This window comes from Nonomuraea sp. NPDC049400, from assembly GCF_044466425.1.
Taxonomy (GTDB): domain Bacteria; phylum Actinomycetota; class Actinomycetes; order Streptosporangiales; family Streptosporangiaceae; genus Nonomuraea.
Genome location: NZ_JBITMP010000107.1, coordinates 1 through 11,341 on the forward strand (window position 1 = coordinate 1; position 11,341 = coordinate 11,341).

The following is an 11,341-nucleotide window of genomic DNA, read 5'->3' on the forward strand; positions in this document are numbered from 1 at the left end:
GGCACCTTCATCGTCTGGGGCAGCGCGCGCGACCAGGTCGACGGTTTCGGAAACGCTGTCAGCCCTCAGGTCGGGCGATTCATCGGCGACCGCCTCCGCGCCGCCCTTCACGCCGAGGAGGTGGGGTGATGCCGAGAGGTAGACCACGCCTGCGCCCTGACCAGGTCCAGCACGGCACCTACGCGGGCTACTCCTATCACCGCGTTCACGGCACCGTCCCTTGCGCTTCCTGCTGCCGTGCACGCGCCGACTACGAGGCTGCTCGGCGACGTGCTCGCCGGGACACGGCACCAGCCGTACAGGACTCCAAGACGGTGTCCGCCCGAACGATCCCGAACGATTCGGAACGACTTGAAACGGAGGCCGGCGATGGCCACGCCTGACTGGAGTTGGCAGAAGCGTGCCGCGTGCCACGGCCAGTCCCTGGCCTTGTTCTTCGGCATGGACGGAGAGCGAGGCGAACTCAGGGACCTGCGCGAGCAGAAGGCCAAAGAGGTATGCGCTCAGTGCCCGGTCAAGCTGTTTTGCAGGGAGACCGCCTTCATCCTGAAGATGGACGCGGGCGTGTGGGGCGGCCTGGGCGAGGATGAAAGACGCTCCAAGCGGCGCGCTTGGGTTCGGCGCGGCTCCCAGCAGGGCGTGGGGGCGGCGTGATGGCCAAGTACCCGCATGCTCTGGTGTCCGGCCTGATCACGCGGCGCCGCGAGCTCGGTCTGACGCAGAAGGAAGTCGGCCGCCGCATCAACGTGTCACAGGGCACGGTCGCCCAGTGGGAGAGCGGCAGGAACCTGCCTCCCGTCGACCGTCTGGAGTCGTACGCCGGCGCGGTCGGCATGCGACTCGTGCTCGTCACGGTCGAGGGGGCGTCATGAGACGACCCCACCCGCTGATTGCCCAACTCGCCTGCGAGCGCACAAAGGCCGGTCTGAGCGTGTCCGCGATGGCGCGCCGGCTGTTCGTTGACCGCAGAACCTTCCGGCAGCGAGAGACAGGCCTACACGAGCCCTCCAGCCTCGCCCAGTTGGACGCGTGGGGAGCGGTGTTCGGTCTCCGGCTCGCATTCGTCCCGATCGAGGAGGAGCAGTCCGCAGACCAGCTCGGGGAGGCGTCGTGAAACGGATCCGGCGTGTTTCTGTGACCAACTTCTTTCCACAGCCCGATCTGGCGGTGACCTGCAGAAACGCATTCACCCAAAAGTTGCCAACAGGGGTATTCCACAGGCAACTGACATCCCTCCGACAGTTGCACACAGGCTGGCCACAGGGTTATCCACAGGCCGAGTTGCGGAGAACATTCGCGACGAGCAAGGCTTTCTCTAGGCCTGCCAAATCGATCTGGGGCGCAAAGGGCCGCGATTTTCGACACTCCATCCCTGCTTTCGGCATGCCCTCTTGAGGGCTGCCCTGCTGTGCCCAGTTCCTGCAAGACCTAGAGCCCAAAGGAACGTCCCGTGAAGCGAAGACAGTCCCCGCTCTCGTAGGCCCATCCGAACATCACCAAAGCACCAAGGGGGAGCGCGCACGTGGCGCGGATTCGCAGCATCAAGCCTGACTTCTTCACCTCGGAGAAGATTGCATCTCTGCCCTTGTCGGCGCGGCTGCTGTTTATCGGGCTGTGGACTCACGTGGACGACAACGGGGTTACGCCGGATAACGAGAAGCTCATCAACGCGGCGATCTGGCCTCTCGAAGAGGACCCTCTGGAGAGTCTCCGGAGGACTCGGGAGGATCTCGCGAGACTCTCCACGGCGGGTCTGATCGTGCGTTATCAGGCCGGCGGAAAGGCTCTCTTGTTCGTCCTGAACTGGGACGAGCATCAGAAGGTCTCGCACCCCGCCAAACCCCGCTACACGCGTCCGACGCCCGAGCAGATCCGCGCCAGCTTTGACGTCCTGACCAGCAATAACGATGAGATTCCAGAGTCGCACGCTGAAGGCTCTGGAGCGTCTCCGGAGGATGGCCAGAAGGCTCTGGCGATCTTCGGCCCTGAGCAGGGAGCAGGGAGCAGGGAGCAGGGAGTTCCGCCTTCGGCGGGCGCGGCTCCGCCGCACCCCGATCCGGGCAAGCCGATCAACGCGGGAGACGTCGTTGGCGCCTACGTCGACGGCGCCAGGGAGGGCAGGCAGCCGCATCCCGCCGAGACCCTGCGCAAGCGCATCGGCAAACAGGCAGGGCAACTGCTCAAGGAGAAGGTTCCAGCCGATGTGCTGCTCACCGCGGCCCGTAACGCGGGGGCCTGTGGATGGCAGGACCTCGCTGTGCAAATTCAGCGCGATGCTGCAGCCGCCAAGGACCGCGACGCCACGAACGGCAAGTACGCGCCCGGGTCTGACCCCCACCTGAAGCCCAGCACCGCACCCATCGACCCCAAGAAGGTGATCTAGATATGGCTGAACCGTACGACGATGATGCCGAACTGCACGCCGAATGGCTCGAGCAGCAGCGTGCGTTCCGCGTAGCGGAGTGGCGCAAGCGCATCCCTCAGTCGATGCGCGCCAAGGGCGAGCTCCACGTTGAGGTCGCCGCCTGGGTGACGGGCCTGGTCCACGACAAGTCCGCAGCGAACCTGCTGCTGGTTGGCCCGGTCGGGACAGGCAAGACCTGGTCGTGCTGGCACGCGGTCACGGTCGCACTCGAGGCCGGATGGCTCGGTGCGCCGGCCGTCTACGGCGCCTACGAGTGGCGCCAGTTGACCACCCCGCCCGTCAACGAGGTGGACCTGCGGGACGCGGCACGCTCCGATCTGCTGATCCTTGACGACCCGGGCGCGATGCGGCTGGGCGCGTGGGAGCTTGAGCACCTGTACGGCGTGATCGATTACCGCTGGAATCACCAGCTCCCAACCGTGATCACGTCGAATGTGCCCGACCTGCGCGGCATGCTCGGCGAGCGCATCGCCTCCCGTCTGGCGGCCGATGCCGTCGTTGTCGTCCTGGACGGCCCGGACCGCCGGCGGGAGGGCAAGTGACCGTCGAGACCTTCGTCGATGGGTGGACACCAAGCCCCGCGGTCATCGCCGCAGAGCAGGCCGTCGTGGGCGCGGCGATCCAGAACCGCGAGAACGTCGAGGCCGCCGCCGACATCGTCTCCGCTCGGGATTTCCACAGCCCCAGGCACAGCGTGGTCTTCGCAGCAGCCGTGGACCTCGCCGAGCACGGCAAGCCTGTAGACCCCGCGGCCGTCCTGAACGCGATCGCGGCCTCGGGAGACCTAGCCCGGATCGGCTCCAACGCTGGTCCTGCCTTGGCGGCTCTGATTGAGCACGCCTGCGTTGGGCCTGCGGTCCCGTACCACGCGAGACTGGTCAAGGCCGATGCGAACCGGCGGGCGATGCTCGAGGCTGGCCAGCGCATCCAGCAGCTCGCCTCGAGGGCCGGGTACGACGATGAAGCCGACCCGGACATCGCGCGCAAGATTCTCGAGGATGCCCTGTCCGCGGTGACCGACCGGCCGCTGCTGACGGCAGCCGAATTGGTCGGTCCCGTCATGGATGACCTGGCCGACAAGAGCGCCGAGCAGACCGGTGTCAAGACCGGCTACGCGGACCTTGACGACATCCTGCCGGGCATGCGCTCAGGCCAGCTCATCGTGGTGGGCGCGAGGCCGGGTATCGGCAAGACGACGATCGGGCTCGACATCGCCCGCCACGTCGGCATCAGGCTGGGCGAGCATGCGCTGTTTGTCAGCCTGGAGATGTCTCACACCGAGGTCATGCACCGGCTGATCGCCGCCGAGTCCCGCGTGGACCTTCACCGGATGCAGACCCGCGACCTGTCGGAAGACGACTACGTTCGGATGGCCAAGGGCGTCCCGCGGATCGCCGAGGGGCATCTCTCGATCGATGACACGCCCGCCGCTGGCCTGTCGCACATCCGATCCCGGCTTCGCGGCATGGCGCGCACCGCCCCGGCCCGGCTGGTGGTTGTCGACTACTTGCAACTCATGGCCACAGGGAAGGCTGAGAACCGGCAGCAGCAGGTGGCCGACCTGTCTCGCGGGCTGAAGCTGATTGCCCGCGAGTTCGAGGTACCGGTGATGGTGCTCGCGCAGTTGAACCGCGGCTCCGAGCACCGGCAGGACAAGCGCCCTCAGATGTCCGACCTGCGTGAGTCGGGCGCCGTGGAGCAGGACGCGGATGTCGTGCTGCTGCTGCACCGGGAGGCCGCGGCCAACCCGGAGTCCAAGCACGCGGGCACCGTCGAGGTGATCGTCGCCAAGCAGCGCCAGGGCCGCACCGGCTCGGTGACGCTCGGCTGGCAAGGCCACTACGGGCGCTGCGTCAACCACGTCCAGCCTTGGACCCCCACCGCGGCACTGGAGAGCCGATGACCATCCAGGCGATCGACACCAAGTACGCGGGCTGCCGGTTCAGGTCCCGTCTCGAGGCCAGGTGGGGAGTCTTCTTTGACACGCTCGGAATCCGCTGGCAGTACGAGCCGCAGGGCTACCTGGTCGGCAAGAAGCGCCGCCCGTACTTGCCGGACTTCTACCTGCCCGAACTGCGCTGGTGGGTCGAAGTCAAAGGGCCGCTCGAGCGTCTCGACGTGCCGCTGCTGCTGGACGCCGTCGACCCGGTCTACGGGTTAGGCCGCGAGGACCCGTTCTGCATGACGAACGTTCTGGTGCTCGGCGACGTCCCCTCGGGTGAGGTGCCGCACGGCCACCTGTCGATCCGCCGCTCCCGCGCTATCGGAACCCCGCTCCGCGGTCAGAACGCCATCGTCGGCGCCGGCTGCGGCGGCCACTGCACCTTCACGGGCCCGCTGTTCGGCTACCACTTCTTCGCCCCGGCGTGCGGCATCCTCCCGGACGTCGACGACGACGAGTTCAAGCACATGCTGTGCAAGGCCGGCGCCCTGCTGGTCCCGGCCTGCCGCTCCTCGACGAAGCAGCCCGCGGGCGACATCACTGAGCCGATCCCGCTGGCCGGCGCCCCGTACGCCAATTACCTCGAGTTCGCCTACGTGGCCGCCCGTTCTGCCCGTTTTGAGCATGGTGAGTCCGGATGACCCACCCTGTTCCCCCTCCCCCCGATACCGCCACCAAGGAGACCGCGCGTGAACGGTGAGGAGCTCCGCTACATGCTCAAGGTCCGTGAGGACATCTCGCGGGCGATGAGGGACACGCGGTTCCCGCCCGGGAACCACCGGCATGCGGACCTGCGGATGTTCGTCGTCACCGCGATCTGGGTTCTCGGCGTGGAGCGTGCCCCGCGAGGCGAGCGGATCAAGCGGGTGTGCGAGGTGATGGGGCTGGACAACCGCCAGTTCTGGGAGTTGATCCGCTCCGACCTTCCCCGGTACGAGCCGGACCCGGAGCCGTACGACGCCGGATGCGTGGTCGAGCTGCCGAGGGCGAAGCGTCCGTGCGGGCGCAGCCTGATGGTTGGCTTCCGCGTGACGAACCCGGTCGATGGCACGTGGCAGATGGCCCGCTTCTGCTCCCGCCACCGGCAGGAGGCCGACGCGGCGAACGAGGCCGAGAAGCGCCGCCGCGACGCCGGCCTGCCCGTGCCGTTGCCGAACCGGGGCGGCCTGCTGCCCTGCTACCTGCCGTGGGACTGGGCGAAGAACTACGCCAAAGCGGACTCCTCCTGGGAGCCGCCCACGGTGGGGATCCGCGCCGACGACTGGCCGACCCTGGCCAAAGTCGAGGCCGCCAACCCGACGCCGCCGAAGCTGCGCGTGATGCTCGGAGGCCGAGAGATCGACGGGCCCGCGCTGGCAGATGCCGACGACGACGGCCCAGACCTGCACATCGTGAAACCCCCGACAGAGGAGACCCGAAACCATGGCTGAGACCAAGACCGAGACCCGCATCCCGTGCCGCAACCCGGACCACGATGAGCGCACGCCAGCGATCGTGCGTGTGTCGTGGCCTGACGGCCGATTCCGGCCGACCACCGCGTGCCGCGAGGACCTGGAGGACACGTTCTTGGAGGCGATCGACGACCGGCTGGCGCTGCTCATCGAGCCGATCAAGCCCGAGGGTGAGCCCAAGCACCCGAAGGACTACACCGCGGCGATCCGCGAGGTCGAGAGGGCGTACCGCGACTCCTACTCCGAGCCGGTCCGGGCGATCCTGCTGGAAGCCCAAGACCATCCGTGCCTGGAGGAGCTGCCGGAGACGCTGGAGGAGCGGGAGAAGCTGCCTGCCCGCTTCCACACCCCGCACTGGCTCGGCGACTGCACGCCGGCCGCGTGGGTGTGCAACGTCTGCTGGGATGAGGGCACGGTGACGGGCTGGCCGTGCAAGGTCGCCGCTGAGCACGGGGGCGAGGTGTTCGCCCGATGAGCGACACGTCCATCGAGTGGACCGACACCACATGGAACCCGACAACCGGCTGCGACAAGATCTCGGCTGGCTGTGACAACTGCTACGCCCTGACGCTGGCCCGCCGCCTGAAGGCGATGGGCCAGGCGAAGTACCAGACCGATGGCGACCCGCGTACGTCCGGTCCCGGGTTCGGCCTCGCGGTCCACGAGGACACGCTGACCACCCCGTTCACGTGGCGGAAGCCGCGCAAGGTGTTCGTCAACTCGATGAGCGACCTGTTCCACGCCAAGGTGCCGCTTGACTTCGTTCGGCGCGTCTTCGAGGTGATCGAGGCGACGCCGCAGCACACCTACCAGGTGCTGACCAAGCGGGCGTCCCGGCTGCCGAGAGTCGCCGACAAGCTGCCGTGGCCGCCGAACCTGTGGATGGGAGTGTCTGTTGAGGACGCCTCTCAGCTCCACCGCATCGACGACCTCCGCAAGGTGCCCGCCGAGGTCGGGTTCCTGTCCTGCGAGCCCCTGATCGGACCACTCGGTGATCTGGATCTGGCGGGTATCCACTGGATGATCGTCGGCGGCGAGTCGGGTCCTCGCGCGCGGCCGATGCACCCAGACTGGGCGCGCTCACTCCGTGACCAGTGTGCTCGAGCAGGCGTCCCGTTCTTCTTCAAGCAGTGGGGTTCTTGGGCGCCGTCCGGCTGGCACGGGATCGGCCGCCCCCTGCCCGGCTCCGTCTTCGTCGGCGATCCGATCGATGAGTTCGGCCATCGCGTCGAGATGGCCCGCGTCGCCAAGAAGTCTGAGATGCGCGAGCTCGACGGCCGCACGTGGGACGAGTTCCCGCAGGAGGTGGCTCTCCATGGCTGACACCGCCTGGCGCAAGAGCTCCTTCTGCAACGGCGCCTCCACCTGTGTGGAGGTGGCCCCACTCGCTGACGGCTGGGTGGGTGTCCGGGACGCGAAAGAGCAGGACGGCCCTGTGCTGATCTTCTCCGCCGTCGAGTTCGCGGCGTTCGTCGCTGGCGTGAAGGCTGGCGAGTTCGACGAGGACGCGCTTCGAGTGCGGTCGGTCGGTTCGGGCGTGGATGCCCCTGGCGCGGGCTGTAGCGCCCCTCTCGCGGGCTCGTAAGGGTCTCCCGTCCCTTTGCCTGCCCTTTGCCTCAGAGGGGCGCCTACGACCCTCTGAGGCGCTCACTAGTCCGAGAAAGATCACAGATCAAGCCCAACAAGATCGATGTTCGAGGAAGGATTCGAACGAACCATGAGCTACTTCACCGCGAACCTGACCGACGAAGAGCAGGAAGTCCGCGACGAGCTCGCCCGCCAGAACACGAAGTGGGGCGAGCAAAACCACCCGGACGGCACCGGCGGACCCGCGTTCAACGCCTCTCGTGGAGCCACCCACACCGCCGACCTCGCCGAGAAGGCTGGCATCCCTGTCCGCCGCTACGAGAGGAGGAGCGGTGACCCCCGTTGAGGTGATCCACACGGTCCTGACCTGGAACGCGGAGGACATGTGGCCCAACTGGAAGAAGCCGGGCGGCCCAGTCGTGGTTCAGATCGGCGCATGGGACGCCGCAGAGCAGATCGTGGCCGCACTCACCGGCGCAGGAATGGTCGTCGTCTCCGCTGAAGACCTCCGCACCTACCTCGATCGCGGCAAGGACCTGTCGGCAGAAGTCGCCGCCCTTCGCCGCCTCCGCGCCGCCCTACCCGAGGAGACCCCGGATGCCTGAGAACGGGACCGTCGTCGTGGATGAGACGGACGGCAGTGCCTTCGACCGGGTCCGGCGCATCGCCGTGGGAGCTGTTGACGGCTGGATGCTAGGACCGAACGGCCCCTACCAGAACCAAGGGATGATCGGGGCTGACATGGTGCGCGGTCAGGTCAGGACGGCGCTCTTGCATCTGTTGGAACTTGGGCTCATCAGCATCGACGAGCAGCGGCTTAACGAGATGCGCATGTACAAGCCTTGGAGGGATGAAGACCGTGGCTGAGGACCTCCGCCAGCGCTACGCCGAAGCGCTGGCCGCCATCTTCGGCCCCTCCGGTGAGTGCTACGGCTCGAACCCGCTGCACTGCGAATGCGGTCCGCACGCTGGAGTACCTGCGAAGTTCGACCGCCTCGCCGACGCTGTCTTGGCCGTACGAGACGAGGAGCTGGGGCGGCTCCGCGAGGAGAACGCGACGCTCCTCATTGGGGCCGATCCGTCCAGAATGGCGGCTGGCAAGCGCATCGTGGACAGCCTCACGCGGCTCGTAAGGATCGAGCTGGACGACGCCCGAGCGGACCGGGACCGGTGGCGGGAACGCGCCGAGACCGCCGAGCGCCGCCTCGCCGCCATCCGCAAGTACATCAGCGAGGACTTCCGCTTCTGGTGCTCGCCTCTCGGCGTGGCCAAGCAGTACGCAGACGCGCTGGTTGACTTCATCGACCGTGAGGACCCCGACCGTGGCTGACCCGCTCATCGTGCTCGCCCTCGATGCTGCCGACGCCCAGCTGGCGGCAGAGTTCGCCGTCGTGGACGAGTGGTACGTGGGCCACCTGGACGACCACATCTACCCGACCTGTCCCGGCCTGCGCCGCTCCGGTCGCCCGCTCAGGCGCGGGTCGGGCAGGCTGTACCCGGAGGCCGGCGACGTCTGCGGCACCTGCCTGCGCTGGTGGAGAGCCCGCAAGGCCAAGACCGGCAGCCTGCCGCCTGAGACGCCAGCCACCGAGGAGACGACCGATGTTGACCGCTGAACAAGTCCTTCAGATCATCAACGGTGGCGAGCCGCCCAACCTCCAAGGGTTCGAACTGTGCGTCATCACAGGCGGCTACACGAAGGGGTTCGGAGCAGGGCCGATGGCTGGCCAGATCGTTGAACTGTCCGAAGAGACGTTCTGGCCGTTCGAGCGCGGCGAGATCCTGATCGTAGACCGAGACTCGGGCCGTGAGCCGTTCGGCGAGGGTCGCAAGCCCGCCAAGTGGAGCGTGACCGCCGTCTACACCGACGACTGGGACGAAGCATGGAGACTCAGACGGGAAACACTGGGGCCGTGACCCTCCTCGACCTCGACGACCCGGCCACCCGAGAGCACGTGACCCGCTGCAAGGCGTGCAAGCACACGTTGCGCACCCCCGAGTCCCGTGCTCTCGGCATCGGCCCTGACTGCGCGTCCAAGCTCGGCCTCGCACCGCGCCGGCCGCTACGGATCACAGGGCTGGACAAGTGGCGGGACTGCGTGGGGCAGATCGACCTTTTCGAGGACGACCAGTAGCCAACCATCCCGATCATGGACATGGCGTGACAGTGTGGGATAGTGCACTCCCGGAAACACCGCGAAGAGCAGGCCCAAACCCTCCAACAGCACGCCGCCCGCATCGCCTTCCCCGACTGGACACCACAGCACAGCGACTGGACCCACCTGTACACCGGCTTCCACGACGGCAAGCCATACACCGAGGTAGCCGTCTACCGCCCCAGCAACGACGGCGGCCACGAACGCATCCACAACCGGCGATACGCCGGCGACGACCTGACCGCGTTCTGGGTCCAGCTGGCGAGAGAGATCAGCCACAACACCCAGATGTGAGACGATTGTTGCCGATCCGGCGAGCCGACATACGTCAGGCTCTCAAATCGAAGGGGTTTGGATGCCGCTTTTAGGACGCCTAGGCTTCGCGATCCGCAAGCTCATCTTCGACCTGCTGGGCATCACGATCGACCAGTCGATCCCCAGCGCTGAAGTGGCCGCGCAGTTCGCCACGTCGCTGGGCGAGTTCGACGTCGCGATGTCCACCAAGTCGTCGTTGCTCACCGTGCTCGCCTACGCTGAGGGTTCATCCCCTGACGCGACCGTTCAGGCGGCGATCGATCAGATCCAGACCGACCTACAGCTCTCGCCGACTCCCTGAGCATGAAACGAGGGCGACCCTCCAGCCCCCTGGAAGACCGCCCCCGACCAACTCGCCTCGACCCGTCCCTCAACTGGTCTCCCGCAAGAGTACGACCTCGGGGGAGGCATCGTGTCCAGCACCAACGCATGCAATGGACCCTGCAACAACACCGCCCGCCGGCTGATCGCCGACTACGAACGAGCGCTCGACGGGTACGTGGAACTCCTCGACGAGTGGATCGCCGACGGCCAGCGAGGCGAAGAGCCCGCCGAACCTGCCGCGCCAGAGGTCACTGTCTACGAGGGCGAGCCTCTGTTCTGCCGTCGATGCCGGGCACTCATCAGGGCGGCGCTACTCGACGTCGACCAGCTCGCCACCGAACTATCGGCCCGCTCAGACGGGCACCGCGGCAGTCTCCCTGAGGGGCGCGTGAGCGGCTCCAGAACGTCAGGAAGCCCATCACCCACCGCCGACCTGCTCGACGCGTTGTACGGGGATCTGACGGACGTGGAAGACGAGTGGCGGCAGCGCTGGGGGTTCGCCCCACGCACGCACCGAGCCCACCGCGGCGCCGACCCGCGCTCACGCTGCATCGGATGGCTGTCCGAGCGATTGGACGGCATCCTCGCTGCGGAGGAACACATCGGGTTCGCGGCGAGAGTGCTCCGCTGGGAAGTCGTCCTCCGCGAGAGACTCCAAGAGGACTCGGTCGGCACCAAGTCGCCGATCCGCTGCCCCCGCTGCTCCGAACGCCGCGTGGTTCGGGAGCGGGAAGGCTACTGGCAGTGCGGAGCCTGCACGATGATGCTGTCCGACCCGGTAGAACGGCAGCAGCGGCACGACCAGGGCGTGGAGCTCGAAGCGGCGGGAGTAGGGCATGGATGACCTGATCGCGTTCATCCGAGCACGCCTCGACGAGGACGACCAGGAAGCCATCTCAGCCTCACCAGGACCGTGGCGCGCGAACGCGGAACAGGACGAGGTCGTCGCAGTAGATGGCGAAACCGTGGCTGATGGGTTCGCCCAGAGCAGCCAGCAGCTGCGGGGCCACAGTGCGTCACATCGTTCGCAACGACCCTGCCCGGGCGCTGCGCGAGGTCGAGGCCAAGCGGCGGCTGCTCGACCTGCACAAGCTCGGCCGGTACGGGGAGTGCGTCACCTGCGACGTGGGCGCTCAGTCGT

22 protein-coding genes and 1 pseudogene are annotated in these 11,341 nt (G+C 67.2%); all 23 read left to right on the top strand.

Annotation, left to right across the window (positions count from 1 at the left end; all coding sequences use genetic code 11):
• Positions 1 to 369: 369 nt before the first annotated feature.
• On the top strand, positions 370 to 654 hold the full coding sequence (locus ACIBVN_RS59340; protein WP_397151522.1) for a WhiB family transcriptional regulator: 285 nt from the start codon (positions 370 to 372) through the stop codon (positions 652 to 654).
• Positions 654 to 872 carry a helix-turn-helix domain-containing protein gene (locus ACIBVN_RS59345; RefSeq protein WP_397151555.1) on the top strand — a complete coding sequence of 73 codons (219 nt, stop codon included), beginning with the start codon at positions 654 to 656 and terminating at the stop codon, positions 870 to 872. Before ACIBVN_RS59340 ends, ACIBVN_RS59345 begins: the two co-directional genes overlap by 1 nt.
• The gene (locus ACIBVN_RS59350; protein ID WP_397151524.1) at positions 869 to 1,114 is read left to right on the top strand and encodes a hypothetical protein; all 246 of its coding nucleotides are present in this window, start codon (positions 869 to 871) and stop codon (positions 1,112 to 1,114) included. Before ACIBVN_RS59345 ends, ACIBVN_RS59350 begins: the two co-directional genes overlap by 4 nt.
• 408 nt (positions 1,115 to 1,522) lie before the next feature.
• A complete protein-coding gene (locus ACIBVN_RS59355) occupies positions 1,523 to 2,383 on the top strand; it encodes a hypothetical protein (RefSeq protein WP_397151526.1) in 861 nt (286 codons plus the stop codon).
• Between the two features lie 2 nt (positions 2,384 to 2,385).
• The gene (locus ACIBVN_RS59360) at positions 2,386 to 2,967 is read left to right on the top strand and encodes an ATP-binding protein (RefSeq protein ID WP_397151528.1); all 582 of its coding nucleotides are present in this window, start codon (positions 2,386 to 2,388) and stop codon (positions 2,965 to 2,967) included.
• Positions 2,964 to 4,328 (top strand): replicative DNA helicase, encoded by a 1,365-nt coding sequence (locus ACIBVN_RS59365; protein ID WP_397151529.1) that lies wholly within the window; start codon positions 2,964 to 2,966, stop codon positions 4,326 to 4,328. The genes ACIBVN_RS59360 and ACIBVN_RS59365 overlap by 4 nt, the downstream gene beginning before the upstream one ends.
• Positions 4,325 to 5,008 carry a hypothetical protein gene (locus tag ACIBVN_RS59370; RefSeq protein WP_397151531.1) on the top strand — a complete coding sequence of 228 codons (684 nt, stop codon included), beginning with the start codon at positions 4,325 to 4,327 and terminating at the stop codon, positions 5,006 to 5,008. The genes ACIBVN_RS59365 and ACIBVN_RS59370 overlap by 4 nt, the downstream gene beginning before the upstream one ends.
• Before the next feature lie 48 nt (positions 5,009 to 5,056).
• A complete protein-coding gene (locus ACIBVN_RS59375) occupies positions 5,057 to 5,797 on the top strand; it encodes a hypothetical protein (protein WP_397151533.1) in 741 nt (246 codons plus the stop codon).
• A complete protein-coding gene (locus tag ACIBVN_RS59380; protein ID WP_397151534.1) occupies positions 5,790 to 6,293 on the top strand; it encodes a hypothetical protein in 504 nt (167 codons plus the stop codon). Before ACIBVN_RS59375 ends, ACIBVN_RS59380 begins: the two co-directional genes overlap by 8 nt.
• Positions 6,290 to 7,141 carry a DUF5131 family protein gene (locus ACIBVN_RS59385; RefSeq protein WP_397151536.1) on the top strand — a complete coding sequence of 284 codons (852 nt, stop codon included), beginning with the start codon at positions 6,290 to 6,292 and terminating at the stop codon, positions 7,139 to 7,141. The genes ACIBVN_RS59380 and ACIBVN_RS59385 overlap by 4 nt, the downstream gene beginning before the upstream one ends.
• On the top strand, positions 7,134 to 7,403 hold the full coding sequence (locus ACIBVN_RS59390) for a DUF397 domain-containing protein (RefSeq protein ID WP_397151537.1): 270 nt from the start codon (positions 7,134 to 7,136) through the stop codon (positions 7,401 to 7,403). The genes ACIBVN_RS59385 and ACIBVN_RS59390 overlap by 8 nt, the downstream gene beginning before the upstream one ends.
• Positions 7,404 to 7,535: 132 nt before the next feature.
• Positions 7,536 to 7,751 (top strand): hypothetical protein, encoded by a 216-nt coding sequence (locus ACIBVN_RS59395; protein WP_397151538.1) that lies wholly within the window; start codon positions 7,536 to 7,538, stop codon positions 7,749 to 7,751.
• Positions 7,738 to 8,010, top strand: a complete 273-nt coding sequence (locus tag ACIBVN_RS59400; protein ID WP_397151540.1) for a hypothetical protein — start codon at positions 7,738 to 7,740, stop codon at positions 8,008 to 8,010. Before ACIBVN_RS59395 ends, ACIBVN_RS59400 begins: the two co-directional genes overlap by 14 nt.
• On the top strand, positions 8,003 to 8,272 hold the full coding sequence (locus tag ACIBVN_RS59405; protein WP_397151541.1) for a hypothetical protein: 270 nt from the start codon (positions 8,003 to 8,005) through the stop codon (positions 8,270 to 8,272). Before ACIBVN_RS59400 ends, ACIBVN_RS59405 begins: the two co-directional genes overlap by 8 nt.
• The gene (locus ACIBVN_RS59410; RefSeq protein ID WP_397151543.1) at positions 8,256 to 8,735 is read left to right on the top strand and encodes a hypothetical protein; all 480 of its coding nucleotides are present in this window, start codon (positions 8,256 to 8,258) and stop codon (positions 8,733 to 8,735) included. Before ACIBVN_RS59405 ends, ACIBVN_RS59410 begins: the two co-directional genes overlap by 17 nt.
• Positions 8,728 to 9,021, top strand: a complete 294-nt coding sequence (locus tag ACIBVN_RS59415; RefSeq protein WP_397151544.1) for a hypothetical protein — start codon at positions 8,728 to 8,730, stop codon at positions 9,019 to 9,021. The genes ACIBVN_RS59410 and ACIBVN_RS59415 overlap by 8 nt, the downstream gene beginning before the upstream one ends.
• Positions 9,008 to 9,322: a hypothetical protein gene (locus ACIBVN_RS59420; RefSeq protein ID WP_397151546.1), complete on the top strand. Its 315-nt coding sequence runs from the start codon at positions 9,008 to 9,010 to the stop codon at positions 9,320 to 9,322. The genes ACIBVN_RS59415 and ACIBVN_RS59420 overlap by 14 nt, the downstream gene beginning before the upstream one ends.
• A complete protein-coding gene (locus ACIBVN_RS59425; RefSeq protein WP_397151548.1) occupies positions 9,319 to 9,540 on the top strand; it encodes a DUF6011 domain-containing protein in 222 nt (73 codons plus the stop codon). The genes ACIBVN_RS59420 and ACIBVN_RS59425 overlap by 4 nt, the downstream gene beginning before the upstream one ends.
• 42 nt (positions 9,541 to 9,582) lie before the next feature.
• Positions 9,583 to 9,855: a hypothetical protein gene (locus tag ACIBVN_RS59430; protein ID WP_397151549.1), complete on the top strand. Its 273-nt coding sequence runs from the start codon at positions 9,583 to 9,585 to the stop codon at positions 9,853 to 9,855.
• 61 nt (positions 9,856 to 9,916) lie between these two features.
• On the top strand, positions 9,917 to 10,177 hold the full coding sequence (locus ACIBVN_RS59435) for a hypothetical protein (RefSeq protein WP_397151551.1): 261 nt from the start codon (positions 9,917 to 9,919) through the stop codon (positions 10,175 to 10,177).
• 111 nt (positions 10,178 to 10,288) lie between these two features.
• On the top strand, positions 10,289 to 11,044 hold the full coding sequence (locus ACIBVN_RS59440) for a hypothetical protein (protein WP_397151553.1): 756 nt from the start codon (positions 10,289 to 10,291) through the stop codon (positions 11,042 to 11,044).
• Positions 11,037 to 11,084 (top strand): annotated as a pseudogene (locus ACIBVN_RS59445) (hypothetical protein); the annotation flags it as partial. The gene ACIBVN_RS59440 and the pseudogene ACIBVN_RS59445, both read left to right, overlap by 8 nt.
• A gap of 88 nt (positions 11,085 to 11,172) precedes the next feature.
• The coding region (locus ACIBVN_RS59450) for a DUF6221 family protein (RefSeq protein ID WP_397151557.1) at positions 11,173 to 11,341 on the top strand (169 nt) is incomplete at its 3' end.